Source organism: Daejeonella sp., from assembly GCF_030695525.1.
Taxonomy (GTDB): domain Bacteria; phylum Bacteroidota; class Bacteroidia; order Sphingobacteriales; family Sphingobacteriaceae; genus Daejeonella.
This window is the reverse complement of the sequence record NZ_JAUYSS010000039.1, coordinates 26,025-49,349: the sequence shown is the minus strand read 5'-3', so window position 1 is coordinate 49,349 and position 23,325 is coordinate 26,025. Positions and strand designations below refer to the sequence as shown.

The window sequence follows — 23,325 nt, the reverse complement described above, 5'->3', positions numbered from 1 at the left end:
AAAACGCGTTCCCCTCTGGTCGGTGTTCTCACCGTACCAGGCACGATCATATCATTGGTCGGTGATATCACCGACCACAGGCGGATAGCCGGAAGATACTTCCTCCGGCAAGGTTTATTTTACATGGAGCTGTATTTCATTGGGACGGACAGCCCGGCAAAAGGACCAATTGCCATTTTAAATAAACCCGGGTGGCAGCTGTATCTTTTTGCCACGCAGATTTTAATGTTACAAAGAAATTTATGGGCAAAAACTACGGCAGAACACGGGACTGCCGGGCCCGAAGAGTAACAGACCTTGCTTTCTAAAAAGAAAATTTATTAAATCTACTGCATGAAAGATTAGCTGCCATATTAAAAACAATGGATCAATCCTTATTCCTATCCCTGACATCCGATATCATGTTGCTAATCTCGGTAATTAATGACTTTGCCGCATTGGCCAGCTTAGGCTTCTCATTATAACCGATGTCATACACCACATGCTTACTCTTATCTTTATACTTGAATTCAATATAATAAGCAGGGGAATTTCTTCCCTTAGCTGTCTCTTCATCACCTTTAAGTTCTGTTGGAAAGTTCCAGAATCCCAACTCTGCTGCTTTACGATGCAGATATAAAAGATCATCTTTCCGCATTTTTACGTTTGTCTTAACCAATGAATCATCCTGATTCACATATTGAAAATCGCCTGTTTTGGAATAGTATTGATTGATCAGGCTATCTCCTAGCCCATATTTAAACGTAATGGATTCAAAATCAGAAAACCTGTAGGGGGCATTCTTCACCATGATCGAATAATAATAAACGGTGTATAACAGAAATGGGGTTATTATACAAATCGCTAAAAATATCTTTTTACCTCTATCACTCATAAATTTGATACTAAATAATTATTTCATTAATGTTTTGTTGCCTGATCTTCGAGATTATGGATCCGGTTCTCATCCGGCGCACTTAATTCAGCCGGTGGATTAAATTCCCCCTCCCATTTAGCTATTACTACTGTAGCCAGGCAATTCCCAATTACATTGACCGATGTTCTGGCCATATCCATCAGTTCATCTATACCCAGAATTATAAAAATGGGCCATACCGGCATACCAAAGGATGCAGCAGTCCCCAATAATATAACCAGGGAAGCCCTTGGTACTCCTGCTACCCCCTTACTGGTTAACATCAGGGTGAAAACGATCAGCAATTGCTGACCAAAGGTCAAAGGCATTCCGGCTGCCTGTGCGACAAAGATAGCGGCAAGCGATAAATATAAGGTTGTCCCATCCAGATTAAAACTGTATCCGGTGGGCATCACAAAAGCGACGATTTTACGGGGAACACCAATACGTTCCATTGCCTCCATAGCCCTTGGGAGTGCTGCTTCAGAGCTGGTCGTTGCAAAGGCGATAGAGACAGGTTCGGCGATCGCCTGCAGGAATTTTTTGATTGGAACACCAACAATTAAAGCTATCGGAAGCAAAATCCCAAGAAGAAAAACAAGCAAAGCCACATACAAAGTTAGCAGCAGCTGAAACAGATTGACCAGAATACCAAGTCCCATATGGCCTACCGTATAGGCAATAGCTGCTCCTACCCCTATCGGCGCAAAATACATGATTATATTTGTGAATTTAAACATTACTTCCGAAAGGCTTTCTGTAGCCCGGAGCATCGGTTGACGCTTATCTTCGCGAACCATTGCAAGTGCAATACCAAAAATAATACTGAAAACCACGATCTGTAAAACCTGACCTTCAGCAATAGATTTTGCAATATTCTCAGGGAAAACATGAAGAATTATATCATTCAATGTTTGAGGTGGCACCTTTTCAAGTTCTTCCTGAGCCCCTGTTGGCATTGAAATTCCCATACCAGCCTGAGAAATATTGATTGCTGCAAGTCCGATAAACAGGGCAATGGTAGTAACCACTTCAAAATAAAGAATTGATTTCCATCCCATTCTACCCACCTGCTTCAGGTCAGAATGTCCGGCAATACCGAATACCAGGGTGGCAAAAATCAATGGGGCAATTATAGTCTTGATCATCTTTAAAAAGACCTTGCTCAATACCTGTAATTTAATTCCTGCCTCAGGAAAATCATGGCCAATTTCTGCCCCAACTACCATTGAAATCAAAATCCAGGCAGTGAGTGATTTCTTTTTAAATCCGTATAAAAATAATCCGGCGATAGCCAACCATCTGGAAAACATCAGTACCAATTCTGGAACATTCAATAGATTATAATGATCCAAAAAAGTGAGCAAGGCAGAAAATGAAATCACTATTAAAGCGATAATTCCGAGATTTGAAAACTTCATAAATGCTGGTTAGTTTATCGAACAAAAGTAATTAATTAGATTTACCCCGCAAATGCAAGCAATAAGATGAAGCCGGAGAAACTAAGTGATCTAAAAAAAGAGCTGTCAGGGCTTTCTGTACACGAATTAACGGATATCTGTCTTCGTCTGGCCAAATACAAAAAGGAAAACAAGGAATTACTTAACTACCTCCTTTTTGATGCAGAAGACCCTATCAAGTATGCTGAGGCAGTAAAAAGTTTCCTGCTTGAAGATTTTAAAACCATGCAGAAGCATTATTATTACAGCACCAAAAGTATGCGAAAAATTATGCGCCTGATTAACCGCTATGCTAAATATACCGGATCAAAGGAAGTAGAAACTGAACTTGCACTGTGGTTTTGCATAAATTTTTTAAATTTTGCAGACCTTAAAACAAGTCATAAACCACTTCAGGGATTGTTGACAAGGCAATTTGATAAAATCATCAAGCTAATTCCAAAACTGCATGAGGACCTTCAGTTTGATTATCAGAAAGAATTTGAAATTATCGTAATCAAGGCCTCAGAACAAACCCGCTGGGTCAATAAAAGCCAGTATTTGTAACAATCCGGAAATAAGAAAGTCATAAATACCTAAACTAGTTACTTTTGAGCAAGGAAGCGCAATTTAAGGAAATTTTCCAGGCCAATTCTAAAAAGATCTACCATTTGTGTTATGGTTATACCGGGGATGATGAAACCGCGAACGACCTGATGCAGGAGACTTTCATGAAAGTCTGGCAAAACCTGGATAAATTCAGAAATCAGGCTTTAATATCTACCTGGATTTACCGTATTGCTGTCAATACCTGCTTATCCTATCTGAGAGTCGAAAAACGGCAGGCAAAAGATGAGCTTACCGACACCATCATTGAAACAAAAGGTGAGGAGATTTCAGAGAAGAACGAGCAGATTTCAACCCTTTATAAATGTATTGCCCAGCTCGAAGAAAATGAACGTATCATTATCACGATGGTGCTGGACGAATTACCCTATGCTGAAATCGCAGAAATATCCGGTATCTCAGAAGGAAATTTGAGAGTAAAAATTCATCGAATAAAACAAAAACTGACTGAATTATATAACAGACATGAAAGATTTTGAAGCACTGAAAAGTATCTGGCACGACCAGGTTGCACTGCCGAAAGTCAGTCACGAAGATGTATTAAAAAATGTACGAAAGACCAGGAATGGTCTTGCAAGTAAATTATTAATCGAAATGTTAGGCATGGGGATTGCCGCTGCCGTACTCATTTATGTTTGGATAGCGAGCCCATTTACAATGTGGACTACCCATCTTGCAATGATCATATTTATCTGTTGCTGCATTTATTATATCCTTGCAATGATCAGCAATTACCGCAGGATCAATTATGATAAACTGCTGGACAAACCCGAAGCGTATATTAATCACCTCAAAAAATATAAACACGACCGTTATATTTTCAATACCAGAAAGTATAAAGTATATTCCATTTTCTTTACTGCAGGATTCATGCTCTATTTTATTGAGATTTCCTTTATGACTTCCTTATGGATCACGGTCCTGGGAATTTTGTTAACCTTCCTTTGGATCGCATTATGTTATTTTGTTTTAATGCGAATCTATATTAAACGCGAAGAAGCAAAATTGGAAGAAATGATCCAAAACCTGGAACGTCTCCATAAACAGTTCGAGGATACTGAATTATAGTTTTTTTGCTTCCACTTCTGTTTCTTCCTTAATTTCTTTAAACTGAAAGCCATTGTTTTTTAAAGTATACTCCAGTTTCCTGTATTTAGGTTTAACAGATGATGCAGAATCCTGACTAAGATAAATAGGGAATTCACGGAATAACTTCCCATCCCTGATATATAATGAATCATTCCCGCGATAACCCTCTTTTAAGGAGGAATTCAGATCAGGAAAGCGGATTTGCTGGCTGGAGCCACTCTCACCAAATTCAAAGATATACATATTAAGATAATTTTCCTTTCCTTCTCCTGCCGATTGTATGTATACCTCCGGATTCCCATCGGTATCAAGATCCATATTCCAGGTATCTACCACCTTACCTTTCAATTCTCCTGAAACAGAGCGATAACTTAAATGAGTGGAATCAGATCTTAAAATGAGATAGCCTCCAAGGGAATCAGATCCCCTGCCCCAGCTTACAATATCGAGGGTCAGGCCTGGTTTTACTTCTATTGCTTTGTGAAAACGAAATGGCTCAGGAATCTTCTTTCCTTCCTCCTTCACAGGCATTACCTGCTTTTCCTCTTCAGCTCCGCAGGAGAACAATAAAGCCGTTAAACATAGGGCAGTCATGATTTTTAGAAAATTCATATCCGGAAATTGACAATTTTAGTTTAAATAGCAATTAAATGCTTATCTCAAATTAATAATTAAATATACCCATTTCACAAGTAGAAAGAACAATAAATTCATTGTCTGAAAGATGCATTTAAGCATCCCCTAAGCAAAAAAAAAGCTTCCACATAAGGGAAGCTTTAAAATTTTATTTATCTGGCAATCAATGACTACCATGTTCAGCGGCAGCGAGGTATCTTTCTGCTTCCAGTGCTGCCATACAGCCTGTTCCTGCTGCGGTTACAGCCTGCCTCCATAACTTATCCTGAGCATCGCCACAAGCGAAAACACCCGGAATATTGGTTTTTGTACTATCGGCTTGCGTGATCAGGTATCCGGTTTCATCCATATCCAGAATTCCCTTGAATATCTCTGTATTCGGATTATGGCCAATGGCAACAAAGAATCCTGTTATATCCAGGACTTTAGTTTCATTTGTCAGGTTATTTTTCACCTTTACCCCGGTCACATTTTTACCGTCACCCAGAATTTCTTCGGTATCTGTATTGTAATGGATCTCTATATTCGGTGTGTTTAATACCCTGTTTTGCATCGCCTTAGAAGCTCTGAATTCATCCCTTCTAACCAGCATGTGTACCTTTTTACAAAGCTTGGCCAGATAAGTCGCCTCTTCAGCTGCAGTATCACCTGCCCCTACTATTGCCACATCCTGTCCCTTAAAAAAGAAGCCATCGCATACTGCACAGGCTGAAACGCCAAACCCGTTATATTTTTGCTCACTTTCCAATCCAAGCCATTTTGCACTCGCCCCGGTTGCAATAATTACCGTGTCGGCAGTAACTGTCTTTTCCTCATCAATTATTACCTTATGCGGTGTAGACGAAAAATCAACTTTGCTAACATGTCCAAAGCGTACCTGGGTACCAAAACGCTCTGCCTGCTTTCTGAAATCTTCCATCATCTCAGGACCCATAATTCCATCCGGATAACCGGGGAAGTTTTCTACATCGGTGGTTTGGGTCAATTGCCCTCCCGGAACCATTCCGGTATACATAACCGGTTTCAGATCAGCACGGGCTGCATAAATGGCAGCAGTATAACCTGCGGGGCCTGATCCGATGATCAGACATTGTACATGTTCGTTTTCTTGAGACATTTCTGTAAATATTTAAACAAATTTAGGGTTTTGATGGCGGATGAACAACATCGAAATGTCAGTTAAATCTGTTCCTTCAGGATCAGGTCACAGCTTTATTAAAAAGACAGTATAAACTGTTTTGAAATTCCGATCCCCAGCAGGTACCATTCTGATGTCTAAGCCTGAAAAAGCCAGGAATCAACTAAAAAACTATACAAAAATTATCATTTTATGATCAATATATCTATTTCTTAGGCACCAAAGCGCCAATGCGTTATTATTATAAAGAAAAGCAACATGCGCATATGTTTCCGGGATTATGTCAACAGAGTTTAAGTATAAAAGTAATGACCTGCCAGAATATACTTTTAAGGATTTAAAATCCCGCATTATTTCATACTCCTGCATTATTATCCTGATCTTCCTCAACTCTACCCTGTTTGCACAGAAAAAAAACGATTCCTATGAATTAAAGATCAGACCGGCAAGCTCGGCCATCAAAATTGATGGGGTCATGGACGAAGCTGCCTGGAGTGACGCCGATCTGGCCACTAACTTTTACCTCGTAGAGCCAATGGATACCAGTTTCGCGAAAATAAAGACCGAGGTGAAAATGACCTATGATCAGGACAATCTTTACATTATTGCCATTTGTTACCACGAACCCGGACCATACTTTGTTGAATCCCTGAGGCGGGACTTTGCCTTTAACAAAAATGATAATTTCTTATTGTTCATGGATCCTTTTAATGATTTGAACAGTGGATATTCATTCGGGGCAAACGCGGCCGGAGCCCAATGGGATGGTCTGATCTATGATGGAAGTACGGTGGGCCTGAGCTGGGATAATAAGTGGACTTCAAGCGTTAAAAATTACCGGGATCACTGGATATTTGAAGCTGCAATTCCTTTTAAATCCATTCGTTACAGACCAGGAACCACCAAATGGAGTATTAATTTTGGGCGAATGGAACTCAAGACCTCCGAAAAGTCAAGCTGGGCGCCGGTTCCAAGGCAGTTTGGTACAGCCACACTTGCCTATTCTGGTAATTTGGTATGGGATCAGCCTCCCCCTCAACCAGGGCAAAATATTTCCATTATTCCCTATACCCTTGGAGGGATTTTTAATGATCATTCCAATAAACCTGTTTTAAGCAATTACCGTAAAGGTGTCGGCGCTGATGCAAAAATTGCTGTAAACTCCTCCCTAAACCTGGATTTGACAGTAAATCCTGATTATTCACAAGTGGAAGTCGATCGCCAGGTTGCTAACCTTGACCGCTTCGAATTATTCTTTCCGGAGCGCAGGCAATACTTTCTGGAGAACGGCGACTTGTTTTCAAATTTCGGATACCAGAATACCCGGCCCTTTTTCTCCAGAAGGATCGGACTTGGGGTTCCGATTCAATATGGTGCGCGACTAAGTGGCAAATTGAATCCCAACTTAAGATTAGGTCTGATGAATATGCAAACCTCCGATTCAGGCCCTGATCAGCCCTCCCAGAATTTTACTGTAATGGCTATTCAGCAAAAGGTGTTTGCAAGATCAAGCATTGGTGTTCTGGCAATAAATAAAGCCTCCCTCAGCTTTAGGCCCGAAAATGCATATGCAGGGGTTTCCCGCTATAACCGGGTGGCAGGGCTGGAATACAACCTGGCCTCCGCAAATAATACCTGGACGGGTAAAGTTTTGGCTATGAAATCATTTAGTCCTGATAAATTTGGAAGCGGATGGATGCAGGCTGCCAATCTGCAGCATCTCAGCCGTCATTGGAATTTAAACTGGCAGCATGAAATTGTAGGCGAAAATTACAATGCAGAAGTGGGTTATGTCCCACGCCGGGCTTACATAAATTTAAGTCCGCATGCCGGATATCTCTTCCTTCCTAAAATGGGCCCATTTGTTAGCCATGGCCCCCGAATTTCCACTTCATACTTTTATGATGACTCATTTAAAAGCACAGATCACAGTAATTCTTTAGCTTATAACCTCAATTTTAGAAACCGGGCAACAATAAGTGCCAGATTAGCCAATGATTATGTCAAACTCCTCCGGCCATTTGATCCTACCAATCGTGGCGGAGACACTCTGTCCGTCGGAACTGAACATCGCTGGAACTCCTTTAGCGCAGGATTTGTATCAAGGCCTCAAAGCCTTTATACCATTTCACTTTCTAGCAGGTATGGCGGATATTATCAGGGAGGAAGCCTGTTGAACCTGACCAGCGAATTTGGCTATCGCTTCCAACCTTATGTCAGCATCGCCCTAAGCTCGAGCTATAACAATATAAACCTCCCAAAACCATGGAATAATACACAATTCTGGCTTGTCGGCCCCCGCCTGGATGTAACCATGAGCAATAAGCTGTATTTTACAGGTTTTGTGCAATACAATGAGCAAAGTGAGAACATAAATGTAAATACCCGACTACAATGGCGGTATAAGCCTGCATCTGATCTGTTCATAGTATATACTGACAACTACCTGCCTGCCCCATTCTCGGTTAAGAACAGGTTCCTTGTGCTGAAACTAACTTATTGGTGGAACATTTAAGCTTCTGGTTACAGGATGTTCAGTGTCTAAACATCCTGCCTATGAGGCTAATCAATAGTTTATTAAGAATATTCGATGAAATTTTAACTAAAATTTTGCCTGAACCTGATTCCAATTGACACCCATATTCCATGTTCAATTTATTTTATTAATCACTATTCATGTATTCTTACTAATATTACATCCTCAAAATCTATATGAAATTCATAACTATCCGGAGGATTTTCGTTTTCTTGACCCTTCTCATCAGTATTCTGAATAAAAATGCTTTTGCACAGAAGATAAATGCCAAATACGAACTAAATATCAAACCCGCGACCTCTGAAATCAAAATTGACGGGAACATGATTGAGCAGGCCTGGAATGATGCTGAACTCGCCAGTGATTTCTTCATGGTACAACCAATGGATACCAGCTTTGCAAAAATCAGGACCGATGTAAAAATGGCTTACGACAAAGATAATCTATATATTATCGCCGTATGCTATCATGAGCCCGGTCCGTATTTTGTAGAATCCTTGCGAAGGGATTTTGCATTCGGCAAGAACGATAACTTCCTTATTTTCATAGATCCATTCAATGACCTGACCAATGGATTTTCGTTCGGAACAAATGCAGCCGGCGCACAATGGGATGGTATAATGTATGACGGCAGCAAAATTGACCTGAGCTGGGATAATAAATGGACTTCTGCGGTAAAAAATTACCCTGACCGCTATGTTTTTGAAGCTGCAATTCCCTTCAAATCCATCCGCTATAAACCGGGAATCAATCGCTGGGGTATCAATTTCAGTCGAATGGATCTTAAATCAACCGAAAAATCAAGCTGGACCCCTATTCCAAGACAGTTTGCAACCGCTTCTCTGGCCTATACCGGATCTTTGGTATGGGATCAACCACCACCTGTACCCGGGCAGAATATTTCGGTGATTCCTTATACACTTGGTGGTATTTCCAATAATCATCTGTCTTCCCCTATTCATAAGGATCATCGCGGTGAGATTGGTGGGGACATTAAAGTAGCCATCAATTCATCCCTAAACCTCGACCTGACTGTAAACCCTGATTATTCACAGGTGGAAGTCGACAGGCAAGTTCCCAACCTCGACCGCTTCGAACTTTTCTTCCCAGAACGAAGACAGTATTTCCTTGAAAACGGTGACCTTTTCGCCAATTTCGGCTATCAGAACATTCGTCCTTTTTTTTCCAGACGTATTGGTTTGGGGGTACCGATCCAATATGGCGCACGCCTTAGTGGAAAGCTAAATAAAGACCTGAGAATCAGCGCAATGAATATGCAGACTGAAAATACCAGTGCAAGTGAACCTGCTCAGAATTTCGGAGTGATTGCGCTGCAAAGAAGAGTGTTTGCAAGATCAAGTATCAGTGCCATTGTGATCAATAAACAATCCCTGAATTTTGATGCGGCCAATGCTGCTGCAGGGGTTTCTAAATATAACCGGGTGGCAGGATTAGAATATAATCTTGCTTCTGCGAACAATACCTGGACCGGCAAAGCGGTGAGCATGAAATCATTCAGTCCGGATAAACGCGGCAAGGATTTGATGCAGGCGGCGAACCTTCGGTACTGGACAGGAAACTGGGATCTGAACTGGCAGCATGAATATGTAGGATCTAATTACAATGCCGAAGTTGGTTATGTACCCAGACGCGGCTATGTGCATCTGAGTCCATCAGCCTCTTATCTATTCTTCCCAAAAGCTGGCAAACTGGTTAGCCATGGACCTAAATTTTTCAGCAGCAATTACTTTAACGAATCTTTTAAGCCAACTGATAATACCAATTATGTTGCCTATAGCCTCAATTTTAGAAGCAGGGCAAGCTTCACCGCCTGGACTGCCCATGATTATGTGAAGCTTTTACAACCATTTGATCCAACCAATGCCGGCATCGCGACTTTAGCTACCGGGACTGAACATAGCTGGAACTCATTTGGTACAGAATTCGTGTCACGGCCACAAAGTCTTTACACTTTTTCATTTTCAACGCGCTACGGCGGATATTATGCTGATGGAACCCGTTTGAATCTCACAACGGAATTTGGTTACCGCTTCCAGCCTTATGTCAGCTTTGCACTCAGTTCAAGTTATAATGACATCAAACTGCCCGACCCATGGAATAAGCGGAAATTCTGGCTGGTTGGCCCACGTGTGGATGTAACCATGACCAATAAACTCTTCTTTACAGGATTTGTACAGTATAATGAGCAAAGCGACAATATCAATGTAAATACCCGTGTACAATGGCGCTATAAACCCGCCTCCGATATCTTTATCGTTTATACTGACAACTACCTTCCCACACCCTTTTCTGTCAAGAACAGGTTCCTGGTGCTGAAAATGACGTATTGGTGGAACATTTGATTAGTTGACAGTTGATAATTGACAATTGAGAGTTGACCGTAATCGACGAGCGAAAATAATTTTTATGTTATGATGATTATGCCGCGAGGAGAGATCTGTTTAATTGAGACCCGATAGCTATCTAATGGAGAATTTTAATTGATAATTGAAAATGAGAAATTAGAGCTAAGGGATTGACTTTTCTAATAGGAGCAATATTTTCCCAATTAATTCCAATCCCTGCTTTCAGCTTTAAGCTTTCAACTTTTAGCTTACCGAAGGAGTCTAATAAAATTCCCCCCCAATATCTTCCTCACATCTTTATTTGAATATCCTCTTTGCAGTAATGCTTCAGTGATCAGCGGGTATTTGGAAACATCATCCAGACCTTTGGGGTAGGATTCTGCTCCGTCATAATCAGCACCTAAACCTACATGATCTGACCCAACAAGCTTGACCATATGATCGATATGATCAATAAGCAATGACAATGGGGCTCGCATATCCTCAATTTCCTGATGGTATTTTGTATTAATCTCTTCTGAAGCTTTAGCCAGACTATTATACTTTGTTGTCAATGAGCTAAGCTCAGCTTTATGCCTGTCATTGAACTGTTTTTGCTTAGGGGTATATGTGCTATCCAAAAACCCGGTGTAGAAATTCACAAAAACCACCCCTCCTGTTTTAGCGATAGCTTTGATCTGATCATCCTTTAAATTCCGCTGATGCGCATTAAACACATAAGCCGAACTGTGTGAGGCCATTACAGGCTTTGTGGAAGCCTTTATCGCATCGTAAAAAGTAGTCTCGCCCACATGCGAAAGATCTACAATCACACCCAGCTCGTTCATACGTTTGATGATTTGTATTCCCAAATCGCTAAGACCGATTTGCTCTAAACTATCCCTCTTAAAAGTCTCTTCATAGGCCGAACTCGACCATGGAGTACTGTTATTCCAGGTCAGGGTCATGTAAATCATGCCGCGTTTGGCAAGTGCCTCGAGGTTTTCGATCTTATTCTCGATCATATGTCCGCCCTCTACACCAAACATAGCCGCCATTTTCCCCTGTTTCACAGCCGATTTCAATTCTGAAGCAGTTCTTACCTTAGCAATCTTATCCGGGTGACGTTTGATCAATGCATCCAGCGAATCAATCTGCCGGTTTGCCAATGCGAATCCTCCGGTATAATCACTCCAAACCGAAAAGACCTGCACATCCAATCCACCTTCTTTGGCACGTACCAGATCAAAATTTCCACCCTTCTGTAAAACACCAATATCAATACCCGATTTGATCTGATCGGATAATATATCTCCATGGGTATCCACTACAATGGCCCTTTTATGGAGTTTCGCTCCGGTCTGGGCACCCGCACTAAGTGCTGTAAATAAAAATATGCCGACTAATAAATGCTTCATCTGTTTTTTAAGTCTGTAAAATGCCTGCATTAAAGGACTTTTCTATTGGCGACTGGTTTGCAGCCTCAATACCCATTGAAATCACCTTCCTTGTCTCCAGAGGATCAATAATTCCATCCACCCATAAACGTGATGCCGCATAATAGGGTGTAGTTTGAGCATCATAACGGTCTTTTATCTCATTTAACAATTCATCCTCTTTCTCCTGGGTAATTACCTCCCCTTTTGCCTTCAAGGAGGATTCCTGGATTTGAAGCAATACTTTAGCAGCCTGCTGACCACCCATCACAGCGATCTTAGCAGAAGGCCAGGCATAGATCAAACGCGGATCATAGGCCTTGCCGCACATCGCATAATTACCTGCACCATAGGAGTTTCCGATCACAATAGTAAACTTCGGAACAACCGAATTGGCTACTACATTCACCATTTTAGCACCATCCTTGATGATTCCACCCTGCTCAGAGCGACTCCCAACCATAAAGCCGGTCACATCCTGTAAAAATACCAATGGAATTTTCTTCTGGTTGCAATTCATGATGAACCGGGCAGATTTATCTGCAGAATCCGAGTAAATCACCCCTCCGAACTGCATTTCACCCTTTTTGCTCTTCACCACCTTACGCTGATTAGCCACAATACCAACCGCCCAGCCATCAATCCGCCCTAATCCGCAAATAATACTCTGTCCGTACAAAGCTTTATATTCTTCAAACTCAGAATTGTCGAGCAATCGAAGAATAATCTCCCGCATATCATAAGGATTCTCCCTGCTCTCAGGCAGGAATCCGTAAATCTCCTCTTCATTCAGTTTAGGAGCTGCAGGCTTGATCCGGTCAAAACCAGCATTCTGCGGACTCCCCAGCATGCTCATCACCTTACGGATCGAATCCAGGCAAGCCGCATCATTGGGGTGTTTATAATCGGTCACGCCGGATATTTCACAATGCGTGCTCGCACCACCCAGGGTTTCATTATCAATTTCTTCTCCGATAGCAGATTTAACAAGGTAACTTCCTGCCAGAAATACAGAACCAGTACCTTCAACGATCATCGCTTCATCACTCATAATTGGCAAATAAGCCCCTCCGGCAACACAGGATCCCATAATCGCAGAAATCTGTACGATTCCCATCCCGCTCATGATCGCATTATTACGGAAAATCCGTCCGAAATGCTCCTTATCCGGAAATATCTCATCCTGCATCGGTAAAAACACCCCTGCCGAATCAACCAGATAGATCACCGGCAAACAGTTCTCCATCGCAATCTCCTGTGCCCTTAGGTTCTTTTTTGCAGTCATTGGGAACCAGGCACCGGCTTTAACAGTGGCATCATTTGCAACAACTATACACTGCCTGCCCGAAACATAGCCTATGCCCGTAACCACCCCTGCCGAAGGGCATCCACCTACATCCTGGTACATATCTTCGGCGGCAAAGGCTCCAATTTCCAGCCATTGGCTATCAGGATCAAGCAAATAACTGATCCGCTCGCGCGCCAGCATCTTCCCCTTCTCTTTTTGCTTCGCAGCAGCCTTCTCACCACCTCCGGCATAAATTTTCTTTAGCCGGGTTTTCACCTCATAGACAAGCTGCTTATTGCTGTCCTCATTTTTATTGAATTCAAGATTCATAGAAGCAAATTAAGTCTTAAAATTGAATAGCTATATTCCTTTTCAGTCCTGATAAATGGCAATATACCCATTTCCACCTGTCAGGATTACCAGATTGCCCGATTTTGCCTTTCTGACCGTATGGAAACCCTGATCAGAAAGTTTCATCCAGGTTTTACCGCCATCCAAAGAACGATCGGTACCCTTTGGTCCGGATGCAAGTAATTCATTTTTAGATAAATATTCTATTGCCGAACGATAACCGAATAAAGTAATCTGTGGCTTTAGCCAGGACCGACCCCCATTTTTTGTCAGAACCAGGTTGTTTACTCTCGAAGTATCCGAAAGAAAATCACCTCCTGCAGCTACTCCTGATTTATTCTTATAAAATGCGATGGAAAATGGCCCGGTACTATTTTTACCCTGTATAATCGGTAATTTTGTGGCTTCCCAGTTTAATCCAAAATCATTCGATCTGAATAATCTTGATTGGACACCACCCGTTGCAATCCAGACCTTGCCTCCTTTTCCAGTGCGAATATTTGTCCCGCTCGCCGCAAAACTCGCTTCACCGTCTATTAGAGGAATTTTATTCCGGGCACTGATGTTCTGCCAGCTCATTCCTCCATCTTTCGTTTCCAATATAACCATCTGTCCATTAATCGGATCACCATAAATAATACCTCTATCAACATCCCAGAAATCCATGCCATCAAGAAAAATTTCCTTTGATTCGTTGCGGTAAACTTCCTGCCAGGATTGGCCTGCATCAATAGTCAATAGAATCACCGCGGGTGTGCCGGCACTGACTATAATGGCTTTACTGGCCGAAAAGCCCTCAATATCCCTGAAATCAAGATTTTCGTAGCCCTTTATTTGCTTCCAGTCCCATATTTTACCTCCATCTTTGCTCAATACTGTCCAGCCTTTGCTACCACTGACCCAGGCTATGGAATCATCAACCACCGACAATCCGCGCAAACTCGTATCCTTTCCTTTCTGTAAAAGCTGAATAGATTGGGCACTTAATCCTGATATGCCGGGAAAGAATAACAAAATTAAACAGATACAATGCCTCATTCCATCCGGGTCCAGATTTCAGTCCGCCCAAGCAATGAAAAGCCCACAAAACCTCGTACATTGATCTTATTCTTACCATCTGCACTGATTTTGCAACTATAAGTTTTGCCAGTTTTAGGGTCGTAAATAGTGCCGCCCTCCCAAATTCCGTCCTTGTAGATAAAATCCTTAAGAAAAATCAGACCCAGAATCGGGCGTTTGCTCAATTCATTGTTAGGATTTTCCTTGTCCAATTTGGGATTCCCATTGACATCCAAAGGCTCTTTCAGCCAGGCCAGCCTGCCAAAAAACTTGTTTCCGTTCGGATAAATCAAAATATGTGCTTCTCCTGTCGCATTAAGCCATTTCCCAAGGATCAAATCTTTATTTTGCGAAAAGCCATTCATGCTGCAAAATAGCAGCAGAACGAGAATAAGATGTTTATGCATGGTTAGGATAATTGATTATCTATAAAAATATGCATAATTTCAAATTAAAGGTGCAAGGGGGGAATAAAAATCTGAATTAGGATTGGTAGGATTAAGGTGATTCGTAGGATTGCGAAAGTGCTTAAGAACATCTATTTCCATTGAACCCAAATTTCTAGGCATCATGACACCCTCTCCTTTGGAGGGGGCTGGGGGGAGGCTGCTAAATTGTCTGGATTAGGATTGGTAGGATTAAGGTGATTCGTAGGATTAGGAAAGTGCTTAAGAACATCTATTTCCATTGAACTCCAATTTCTGGGCATCATGCCCCCCTCTCCTTCGGAGGGGGCTGGGGGAGGCCACCAGCTTTCAGCTTTTAGCTTTAAGCTTTCTTCCCTTCAATCCACTTCCTCGCATTCACAAATGCCTCCAACCATGGAGAAACTTTGTCATTTTGGCCTCTATCAGGGTAATTGGCCCAGTTCCAGGGAAAGGTAGAGCGTTCAATATGTGGCATCATTACTAAATGTCTTCCTGATGCATCACACATCATAGCCGTATTGAAATCTGAACCGTTGGGGTTTGCAGGATAGCTTTCATAGCCGTATTTAGCGACAATGTTATACTGGTCTTCGGCATAAGGCAAATTGAATTTGCCTTCACCATGTGAGATCCAGACACCCAATAAAGCTCCTTCTAATGAAGAAAGCATCACCGAATTGTTTTTCTGGATCTTTACGGATGTAAAGCTGCTTTCATGCTTGTGGGAAGTATTGTGATGCAACTTTCCATGAACTTCATGATCCGGATTAATCAATTCCAGTTCCATAAATAACTGGCAGCCATTACAGATACCCACAGATAAAGTATCATCACGCTTAAAAAAGTTATTCAGGACGGTATTAGCCTTTTCATTGTACAAAAATGCACCTGCCCATCCTTTTGCCGAACCCAAAACATCCGAATTGGAGAATCCTCCGACAGCTCCAATAAACTGAATATCCTCCAAGTTTTCCCTTCCCGAAATCAGATCGGTCATGTGGATATCCTTCACATCAAAACCGGCAAGGAACATCGCATTCGCCATTTCGCGTTCAGAATTACTTCCCTTCTCACGAATAATTGCTGCTTTAGGTCTCGCTGCTCCTTTGGCAATGACAGGTAATTTACCGTTAAAATCTGCAGGGAAAGTAAATTGCAAAGGCTGATTCTTATAATTGTTATAACGCTCCTGCGCCATTCCGTTCTTCGATTGTTTTGAATCTAAGAGGAATGAGGTTTTGTACCAGGTATCTCTTGTTTCAGACACATTGAACGTGAATGAATCGCTGTTGTTCGTAATGCTTAATGAATTGCCTATTGCAACATTTCCTATTTTAAAGATCTCAATCCCGTTCTGAGCAAAAACAGCTTCCACAGATTCATCTGCCTGGAAAACTACTGCGATATTCTCGTTAAAGAATGCTTTTACCGTATCCTGTTCATTTAAAGAGCTCAGATCATAATCAGCACCCAGATTCACCTCGGCAAAACATAACTCAAGTAAAGTAGTGATCAAACCACCGCTGCCTACATCATGTCCGGCATTGATGTTACCATCTTTAATCAGGTCCTGCAATACATTAAAAGCCTTTTTGAAATAGGCTGAATCTTTAATTGTCGGGACTTCTGTTCCAATTTTGTTTAAGATCTGAGCAAATGAAGAGCCACCCAGCTTGAAGCTATCCTGAGATAAGTTGAGGTAGTAAATATTCCCGCTATTACGTTTAAGAACCGGCTCTACAACCTTTGTGATATTAGAGCAATTTCCGGCTGCCGAAATAATAACAGTTCCCGGGGCAATCACCTCATCATTCGGGTATTTCTGTTTCATTGACAGCGAGTCTTTCCCTGTCGGGATATTGATTCCCAGTTCAATAGCAAAATCCGAACAAGCTTTAACTGCTTCGTATAAACGGGCATCTTCCCCTTCATTCTTACAAGCCCACATCCAGTTCGCTGAAAGGGAAACCGAAGCCAGACCATTATTCAATGGAGCCCATACCAAATTAGAGAGTGCCTCCCCTATGGCAGTCCGCGAACCCGCACCCGGATCAACCAATGCAGCAACCGGTGAATGCCCGATGGAAGTCGCAATACCTTCCTTACCTTTAAAGTCAAGAGCCATTACGCCTGCATTGTTTAATGGCAATTGCAGCGGACCAGCACATTGCTGTTTCGCCACTTTGCCGCCCACACAACGGTCGACTTTATTGGTAAGCCAGTCTTTACAGGCAACGGCTTCCAGTTGCAATACCTGATTGAGGTAAGCCGGAATATCTGAAGTATTGTAAATAAGTTCGGCATAATTCCGCTGAACAGTTTTATCAGTCATGATGGTTTTCGGAGAACTTCCAAAGAAATCTTCCAAAGCATAATCCATTGGCTTTAAACCAGTAGATTTCGACTCGAAGGTAAAACGATGATCATTAGTCACATCCCCTACTTCATACATCGGAGCGCGCTCACGGTCGGCAACCCGTTTTAAGGTATCTATATCTTTTTGGCCTATCACCAGACCCATACGTTCCTGTGATTCATTACCAATAATTTCCTTTGCTGATAAGGTAGGATCGCCAACAGGCAATTTATCCAGATCAATAAGTCCGCCGGTAGCTTCTACCAGTTCAGAAAGACAGTTTAAATGCCCTCCTGCCCCATGATCGTGAATGGAAACGATCGGGTTATGATCACTTTCCACAAAAGCACGAATGGCATTGGCTGCACGTTTCTGCATCTCGGGATTGGAACGCTGAATCGCATTCAATTCAATCCCTGAACCAAAAGCACCGGTATCAGCAGAAGAAACTGCAGCACCACCCATTCCAATGCGGTAGTTTTCCCCACCAAGGATAACAATCTTATCCCCTTCTTTTGGAGTATGTTTAATCGCCTGATCCAGTTTGCCATATCCAACCCCACCTGCCTGCATAATCACCTTATCATAGCCGGTTTTACGACCGTTTTCTTCATGCTCAAAAGTCAATACAGAACCTGCAATTAAAGGCTGACCGAATTTATTTCCAAAATCAGAAGCCCCATTGGAAGCTTTGATCAGGATATCCATAGGGGTTTGGTAGAGCCATGGGCGTTCGGTCATGGCATTCTCCCAGGTTCGGCCCAGTTTGTCATCCTGATGACAATCAGGACGCGAATACGCGGTCATATAAACAGCCGTTCCTGCCAGCGGCAATGAACCTTGCCCCCCGGCCAGACGATCGCGGATCTCCCCTCCCGAACCGGTTGCTGCACCATTAAAAGGCTCAACAGTAGTTGGGAAATTATGAGTTTCGGCTTTTAGGGAAAGAACGGAATCAAATTCCTTTTCTTCATAGAAATCAGCCTTATCGGCAGTTTTTGGTGCAAACTGCACCAGCTTCGGACCTTTTACAAAGGCCACATTATCTTTATAAGCCGAAACAATATCATTGGGATTTGTTTCAGATGTTTTACGTATTAATTTGAATAACGAAGTCGGTTTTTCTTCCCCATCAATCAGAAAAGTACCGTTGAAGATCTTATGACGGCAATGCTCTGAATTTGCCTGTGAAAAGGCGAAAATTTCAGAATCTGTTAATTTCCTTCCCAGCTTTTTCGCCAGATTATTCAGATAATCAACTTCCTCAGTGCTTAAAGCCAGGCCTTCGGATTGATTATAAGCCGCTATATCGCTGATCTCCAGAATAGGCTCAGGCTTAATATGAATTGTATAGATCTCCTGATTCAGTTCTGTATATTTTTGAGAAAGCATCGGATCAAAGGCATTAAAATCTGCAGGAACCTTTTCAAATTCCTCGATGCGTATAATACCTGAAATACCCATGTTCTGAGTGATCTCGACCGCATTTGTACTCCATGGAGTGATCATCGCAGCCCTCGGACCAACATGATAGCCCGGCATGACCATTTGATTAGATTTATGCGCTTCCCCAAAGAGCCAGTTTATTTTTTTTATATCTTCCTGAGCGATCTCAGCAGAGGTTTGAACAGCAAAAACTTTGTTAATTGGGGAGACAAAAAAATGGATCATTGAACGTTTTCTTTGGGTGCCTGTATTAGAATTGCAAAGTTAATTTTTTTATGGGAATTTGGACAGGGGAATATGATTATGATTTGATAAGAAGGCCGGCTTAATAGGCAAAAACTTAAGCTTGATTAAACAATTATCTTCCAACTACACAAAGAACCATTTCACCTTTCCCCACCCTCAAACCTACCGTTTACTAAATCATACCCCAATATTTGCCATTACCCTCTATAAACAGGTATTTTTAGGACAATAGGGACTCATGCGACGGCTCTAATTTCGATTAAGTCCCTAATTAATTTGAGTAATATGGAAGCAGAAGATAACAATAATGAAGGCTTCATCCCCAAACACGGTGGTTACCGCAACCTGATCACTTATCAGAAATCGGAAATTATATATGATGGTACAATATATTTTACCAAACGATTTTTTACCAGATACGACCGTACCATCGATCAGATGGTGCAGGCAGCCCGAAGCGGTAAACAAAATATAGTAGAGGCCAGCATGGCTTCCGGAACCTCAAAAGAAATGGAAATAAAGTTAACCAATGTCGCCAGAGCTTCTTTGGAGGAACTGAGAATAGATTATGAAGATTATTTAAGAAGCAATAAACAGGAAATATGGGATAAAGAACATAAGTATGTTGCAAGGCTCAGGGAACTGAACAAAATACCAAACCCAAACTATGAAACCTTCAAAAAAGGGATTGAAAATGAAAACCCGGAAATTTGTGCCAATGTGATGATAGGCCTGATAAGGCTTGTGAGTTATTTACTAAACAAGCAGATCAAATCATTAGAACAGTCTTTTTTAAAGGAAGGCGGCTTAAGGGAAAGAATGACTAAGGCTAGAATCGAATTAAGAAATAAGGACAAAAATGACAAGTTGGGACACTGAATCGGCAATAGGTCCCATTTGTCCTTAGAGTCACTAGAAGTTAATAAACAAGCAACCCAAACCCGCCAACTAATTTACCCGCCCAATCATTACATTACCCATCGTTTTAACCACCAACCGAGAAATATAAGCCCTGCCAACACAATAAATACCAGTATTACAGACCAATGAAGACATTGTCAGATGGGGTAATATGTACCTCGTTTAAATAACAGCAATCTCTAACGATTCAAATACCCCAACCTAACCAAATCAGTTCTTCCCGATATTGATCTGAGATAGCCATCACTTAATAAATAATGCCTATTGGCAATATCCAGAACACTATGATAATCATGGTCGGTCAGAATAATCCCCTTAGATTTCGAATGAGATTTAATCAGTTAAAGCGAGTGATAGACCTAAAATTAGCTCCTCTATTGAAACATTTCAGGTACTCAAGAGTAATTGGAATTTTGAGATAATCGAGTTCATAGAAGAGTTTAAAATCATACTCTTGAATCGAGCACATCGGGTTTTGGGAATCGTACCTATCTCAGTAGGTGGAACAGCAGGCACGATCTGTGATCCCAAAGTCATCTATGTAACAGCTCTTAAATGTAATGCTGCTTCGATAATCTTAGCGCACAACCATCCAAGTTCAAATTTAAGACCTAGTCAAGCAGATATAGAGCTTACAAAGAAATTGAAAGCAGCAGGGCAATTTTTAGACCTTCCAGTACTAGATCATATAATCCTGACAAGAGATGCATATTTTAGTTTCGCGGATGAAGGATTGATGTAGACAAAAAATAAAACATAATTAGAAATAATGACCTAAACACATATATTTGCACACACTTTCACTATCTATTCACTGAAATCTCACTGACAGCTCACTGACAAATCAGGATGAAATCAGGACAAAATAAGGAAAGAAAAGAATGCCCGGATGGCGAAATTGGTAAACGTTGCGGTCTCAGAAGCCGTTGGAGTACAATCCTTGAGAGTTCGAGTCTCTCTTCGGGCACGAGTGATGAGTTGTCTGTTAGCTGTTAGCAGTTATCAGTAATTCGCAACTGAAAACAGACAACTTTATCTGGCAACAGAAAACTGAATACTGATAACAACAAAATGCCCAGGTGGCGAAATTGGTAGACGCACCACTTTGAGGGGGTGGCGCCCTAACGGGTGTGGCAGTTCGAATCTGCTCCTGGGCACTAAAATAAGTTATCTGTTGGCTGTTACCTGGCTAGCGACGAGGACGTAAATTTTAAATTGAAATTTCAAAATATCTTCAGGAGATCCCTCTCCGCGAAGGACGGATCGGGATGACGATCTCTAGTGGCGGATTCATTCTCAATTCTCAATTGTCAACTGTCAATTGACATCTCCAGTCCATCATACGCCAGATAAACCCCTTCCGGCAGTTCTTTTGACACTTCGCGATGAGTGCCCATATTATGGCTGATGTGGGTGATATAGGTTTTTTTAGCTCCAATCTCTGCAGCTAATTGCAAAGCTTCATCCAGAGTGAAATGAGAAATATGCTTTGTTTTTTGCAGGGCATTGATCACCAGCAGCTTTGTGCCTTTTAATTTCAACTTTTCATCTTCTGAAATCGAATTCGCATCGGTGATATAGGTAAAGCCTCCTATCCGGAAACCAAAAACAGGCAATTTGAAATGCATAACTGATATAGGTATCACAGAAATTCCTGAAACATCGAAAGCCCGGTTTTCTACAATTGTATTCAGTCTTAAGCGGGGTATACCCGGATAGTTATTGCCTGAGAATATATAATGAAACTCCTTCCTCAAAGCCTCCTGAACCCGGATATGGGCATAAATATCAATTTCTGACTGTTGTTTATGATTGAAGGCGCGCACATCATCGAGCCCGGCGACATGATCTTTGTGTTCATGGGTAAACAGAATTGCATCCAGTCGCCTCACCCCTGCCCTGAGCATCTGGTAACGGAAATCAGGCCCTGCATCGATCACCAGTGTTTTCCCCTGATCTTCAATCAGAACTGAAACTCTCAATCGCTTGTCATGCTTGCTATTCGAGGTACAGACCGCACAATCACAGGCTATGACCGGTACGCCCTGGGAGGTTCCTGTTCCTAAAAATGTGATCTTCAAAACTCTATTTTTGTCTGTTTCAATACGTAAAGGAATGCTTTTTGTTTTTCATCAAGCAGGTTTTCGTCGGTCTCTGATCGTTGAAGCAGTTCAGCCAGTGAGTTGATTTTGCTTTCCAGATTTGAAAATTTATTCACAATCACTATCCGGTCATTCTCCAGAACACAGGAACCGGTTTTAAAATTACCTTTCTCATAGCGAAGCTTGAATCCAAGGGTTTTGATCAGGGCTTCGAGCTTATCGAGTGTATGCTGGGTATAGCTTAAGGTCATTGCATTTCAAAAATAACAAAAAAGGCTTCAAACACTAAGTGATTGAAGCCTTTAAAAAATATTTATGATCCTTATCTCAGATCCACTACTTCTACGCCCGGATATAGCTTAGAATCAAATGCAAATGTAGACTCAGGCACCTTAATATTCGGTGTAAATGTCCTGATGGTATACGTATACCGGTTACCATTTTTGTCATAAATTACCGCATTTACAATTTGCTTATTCAATTTATCAATCTGCAGTTTTACTTTAAAAAAACTACGTTTGGTATCTGTCGGACTCAAATCAATGTTATGCACTATTTTTCCGTTCACTTTAGTATCATTCGTATACAGGGATTTGAAACCCTTTTCATAGATCGTGAATAATTTTGCAGGATTTAATGCATCTGCCGAATTGTCTACCTCACTCAATTGAACTTCTTTATCTGCTTTGAGGTATGTCCACTGATTTTTACCATCACTAATCAGTTCCTGACCTTTCAATATAACTTTATACTTATTTAGCTTCGATTTCACAAATAATGTTCCGCTCTGGGTTTCTTTGATCTTTGCTTCCGGATTTTCAAGGGTGTATGAAAATTCAGTCTTGATCACGTCATAACTGCGGTACTTTTTGGAAACTTCTGCCAAAATTGCCTTTGCTTTTACTTCGCTCTGCGCCATTACACTTATTCCTGAACCTAAAACAAGAAAGGCTGCTATAAATAACTTCTTCATTTGATTTTATCTTT

General features: G+C 41.5%; 20 protein-coding genes and 2 tRNA genes. 10 read left to right on the top strand and 12 right to left on the bottom strand.

What is annotated here, in order from left to right:
- The coding region (locus tag Q8S11_RS08735; RefSeq protein WP_305661704.1) for a hypothetical protein at positions 1-291 on the top strand (291 nt) is incomplete at its 5' end.
- A 76-nt stretch (positions 292-367) separates the two neighbouring features.
- Here the strand turns inward: Q8S11_RS08735 and Q8S11_RS08730 are convergent.
- Both Q8S11_RS08730 and Q8S11_RS08725 read right to left on the bottom strand, forming a co-directional pair.
- On the bottom strand, positions 368-874 hold the full coding sequence (locus Q8S11_RS08730) for a hypothetical protein (RefSeq protein ID WP_305661703.1): 507 nt from the start codon (positions 872-874) through the stop codon (positions 368-370).
- Between the two features lie 26 nt (positions 875-900).
- Positions 901-2,316, bottom strand: coding sequence for a dicarboxylate/amino acid:cation symporter (locus tag Q8S11_RS08725; protein WP_305661702.1), 1,416 nt, complete (start codon positions 2,314-2,316; stop codon positions 901-903).
- A gap of 66 nt (positions 2,317-2,382) precedes the next feature.
- Between Q8S11_RS08725 and Q8S11_RS08720 the strand changes: the two genes are divergently transcribed.
- Genes Q8S11_RS08720 through Q8S11_RS08710 form a run of 3 tightly spaced genes read left to right on the top strand, consistent with a single transcriptional unit; the run spans position 2,383 to position 4,029 of the window.
- Positions 2,383-2,901 (top strand): hypothetical protein, encoded by a 519-nt coding sequence (locus Q8S11_RS08720; protein WP_305661701.1) that lies wholly within the window; start codon positions 2,383-2,385, stop codon positions 2,899-2,901.
- Between the two features lie 44 nt (positions 2,902-2,945).
- A complete protein-coding gene (locus tag Q8S11_RS08715; protein ID WP_305661700.1) occupies positions 2,946-3,440 on the top strand; it encodes an RNA polymerase sigma factor in 495 nt (164 codons plus the stop codon).
- Positions 3,427-4,029 (top strand): hypothetical protein, encoded by a 603-nt coding sequence (locus Q8S11_RS08710; protein ID WP_305661699.1) that lies wholly within the window; start codon positions 3,427-3,429, stop codon positions 4,027-4,029. The genes Q8S11_RS08715 and Q8S11_RS08710 overlap by 14 nt, the downstream gene beginning before the upstream one ends.
- Here Q8S11_RS08710 and Q8S11_RS08705 read toward each other — a convergent pair.
- Both Q8S11_RS08705 and trxB read right to left on the bottom strand, forming a co-directional pair.
- Complete coding sequence (locus Q8S11_RS08705; protein WP_305661698.1) at positions 4,024-4,662, bottom strand: hypothetical protein; 639 nt, start codon at positions 4,660-4,662, stop codon at positions 4,024-4,026. The two genes, Q8S11_RS08710 and Q8S11_RS08705, sit on opposite strands and share 6 nt — an antisense overlap.
- Positions 4,663-4,849: 187 nt before the next feature.
- A complete protein-coding gene (gene trxB / locus Q8S11_RS08700; RefSeq protein ID WP_305661697.1) occupies positions 4,850-5,803 on the bottom strand; it encodes a thioredoxin-disulfide reductase in 954 nt (317 codons plus the stop codon).
- Positions 5,804-6,104: 301 nt separating this feature from the next.
- On the opposite strand from trxB, the gene Q8S11_RS08695 reads away from it, so the two are divergent.
- Both Q8S11_RS08695 and Q8S11_RS08690 read left to right on the top strand, forming a co-directional pair.
- Positions 6,105-8,339: a DUF5916 domain-containing protein gene (locus tag Q8S11_RS08695; protein ID WP_305661696.1), complete on the top strand. Its 2,235-nt coding sequence runs from the start codon at positions 6,105-6,107 to the stop codon at positions 8,337-8,339.
- A 197-nt stretch (positions 8,340-8,536) separates the two neighbouring features.
- Positions 8,537-10,723, top strand: a complete 2,187-nt coding sequence (locus Q8S11_RS08690) for a DUF5916 domain-containing protein (RefSeq protein ID WP_305661695.1) — start codon at positions 8,537-8,539, stop codon at positions 10,721-10,723.
- Between the two features lie 251 nt (positions 10,724-10,974).
- On the opposite strand, the gene Q8S11_RS08685 is transcribed toward Q8S11_RS08690, so the two are convergent.
- From Q8S11_RS08685 to purL, 5 genes are all read right to left on the bottom strand, one after another.
- Positions 10,975-12,123, bottom strand: a complete 1,149-nt coding sequence (locus Q8S11_RS08685; RefSeq protein ID WP_305661694.1) for a dipeptidase — start codon at positions 12,121-12,123, stop codon at positions 10,975-10,977.
- A gap of 7 nt (positions 12,124-12,130) precedes the next feature.
- Entirely contained in the window at positions 12,131-13,759 is a 1,629-nt protein-coding gene (locus tag Q8S11_RS08680) for an acyl-CoA carboxylase subunit beta (protein WP_305661693.1), read from the bottom strand.
- A gap of 42 nt (positions 13,760-13,801) precedes the next feature.
- Positions 13,802-14,794, bottom strand: a complete 993-nt coding sequence (locus Q8S11_RS08675) for a YCF48-related protein (RefSeq protein WP_305661692.1) — start codon at positions 14,792-14,794, stop codon at positions 13,802-13,804.
- Positions 14,795-14,814: 20 nt separating this feature from the next.
- On the bottom strand, positions 14,815-15,246 hold the full coding sequence (locus tag Q8S11_RS08670) for a DUF2147 domain-containing protein (protein WP_305661691.1): 432 nt from the start codon (positions 15,244-15,246) through the stop codon (positions 14,815-14,817).
- Positions 15,247-15,607: 361 nt separating this feature from the next.
- Entirely contained in the window at positions 15,608-19,294 is a 3,687-nt protein-coding gene (gene purL, locus Q8S11_RS08665) for a phosphoribosylformylglycinamidine synthase (protein WP_305661690.1), read from the bottom strand.
- Positions 19,295-19,600: 306 nt separating this feature from the next.
- On the opposite strand from purL, the gene Q8S11_RS08660 reads away from it, so the two are divergent.
- The 4 genes from Q8S11_RS08660 (at position 19,601) to Q8S11_RS08645 (ending at position 21,393) form a co-directional block, all read left to right on the top strand.
- Positions 19,601-20,194, top strand: a complete 594-nt coding sequence (locus tag Q8S11_RS08660) for a four helix bundle suffix domain-containing protein (protein WP_305661689.1) — start codon at positions 19,601-19,603, stop codon at positions 20,192-20,194.
- 406 nt (positions 20,195-20,600) lie between these two features.
- Positions 20,601-20,978 carry a RadC family protein gene (locus tag Q8S11_RS08655; RefSeq protein ID WP_371135143.1) on the top strand — a complete coding sequence of 126 codons (378 nt, stop codon included), beginning with the start codon at positions 20,601-20,603 and terminating at the stop codon, positions 20,976-20,978.
- A 141-nt stretch (positions 20,979-21,119) separates the two neighbouring features.
- Positions 21,120-21,203 (top strand) — tRNA-Leu (locus Q8S11_RS08650).
- A gap of 106 nt (positions 21,204-21,309) precedes the next feature.
- Positions 21,310-21,393, top strand: a tRNA-Leu gene (locus tag Q8S11_RS08645).
- A gap of 153 nt (positions 21,394-21,546) precedes the next feature.
- Here the strand turns inward: Q8S11_RS08645 and Q8S11_RS08640 are convergent.
- From Q8S11_RS08640 to Q8S11_RS08630, 3 genes are all read right to left on the bottom strand, one after another.
- The gene (locus Q8S11_RS08640) at positions 21,547-22,317 is read right to left on the bottom strand and encodes an MBL fold metallo-hydrolase (RefSeq protein WP_305661688.1); all 771 of its coding nucleotides are present in this window, start codon (positions 22,315-22,317) and stop codon (positions 21,547-21,549) included.
- On the bottom strand, positions 22,314-22,589 hold the full coding sequence (locus tag Q8S11_RS08635) for a hypothetical protein (RefSeq protein WP_305661687.1): 276 nt from the start codon (positions 22,587-22,589) through the stop codon (positions 22,314-22,316). The genes Q8S11_RS08640 and Q8S11_RS08635 overlap by 4 nt, the downstream gene beginning before the upstream one ends.
- Before the next feature lie 71 nt (positions 22,590-22,660).
- Positions 22,661-23,311, bottom strand: coding sequence for an outer membrane lipoprotein carrier protein LolA (locus Q8S11_RS08630; RefSeq protein ID WP_305661686.1), 651 nt, complete (start codon positions 23,309-23,311; stop codon positions 22,661-22,663).
- Positions 23,312-23,325 lie beyond the last annotated feature (14 nt).

Coding starts and splice junctions, on each gene's coding strand:
- Q8S11_RS08730 (WP_305661703.1), bottom strand. CDS start 874: ATGAGTGATAGAGGTAAAAAGATATTTTTAGCGATTTGTATAATAACC.
- Q8S11_RS08725 (WP_305661702.1), bottom strand. CDS start 2,316: ATGAAGTTTTCAAATCTCGGAATTATCGCTTTAATAGTGATTTCATTT.
- Q8S11_RS08720 (WP_305661701.1), top strand. CDS start 2,383: ATGAAGCCGGAGAAACTAAGTGATCTAAAAAAAGAGCTGTCAGGGCTT.
- Q8S11_RS08710 (WP_305661699.1), top strand. CDS start 3,427: ATGAAAGATTTTGAAGCACTGAAAAGTATCTGGCACGACCAGGTTGCA.
- Q8S11_RS08705 (WP_305661698.1), bottom strand. CDS start 4,662: ATGAATTTTCTAAAAATCATGACTGCCCTATGTTTAACGGCTTTATTG.
- trxB (WP_305661697.1), bottom strand. CDS start 5,803: ATGTCTCAAGAAAACGAACATGTACAATGTCTGATCATCGGATCAGGC.
- Q8S11_RS08695 (WP_305661696.1), top strand. CDS start 6,105: ATGTCAACAGAGTTTAAGTATAAAAGTAATGACCTGCCAGAATATACT.
- Q8S11_RS08690 (WP_305661695.1), top strand. CDS start 8,537: ATGAAATTCATAACTATCCGGAGGATTTTCGTTTTCTTGACCCTTCTC.
- Q8S11_RS08685 (WP_305661694.1), bottom strand. CDS start 12,123: ATGAAGCATTTATTAGTCGGCATATTTTTATTTACAGCACTTAGTGCG.
- Q8S11_RS08680 (WP_305661693.1), bottom strand. CDS start 13,759: ATGAATCTTGAATTCAATAAAAATGAGGACAGCAATAAGCAGCTTGTC.
- Q8S11_RS08670 (WP_305661691.1), bottom strand. CDS start 15,246: ATGCATAAACATCTTATTCTCGTTCTGCTGCTATTTTGCAGCATGAAT.
- purL (WP_305661690.1), bottom strand. CDS start 19,294: ATGATCCATTTTTTTGTCTCCCCAATTAACAAAGTTTTTGCTGTTCAA.
- Q8S11_RS08660 (WP_305661689.1), top strand. CDS start 19,601: ATGGAAGCAGAAGATAACAATAATGAAGGCTTCATCCCCAAACACGGT.
- Q8S11_RS08635 (WP_305661687.1), bottom strand. CDS start 22,589: ATGACCTTAAGCTATACCCAGCATACACTCGATAAGCTCGAAGCCCTG.
- Q8S11_RS08630 (WP_305661686.1), bottom strand. CDS start 23,311: ATGAAGAAGTTATTTATAGCAGCCTTTCTTGTTTTAGGTTCAGGAATA.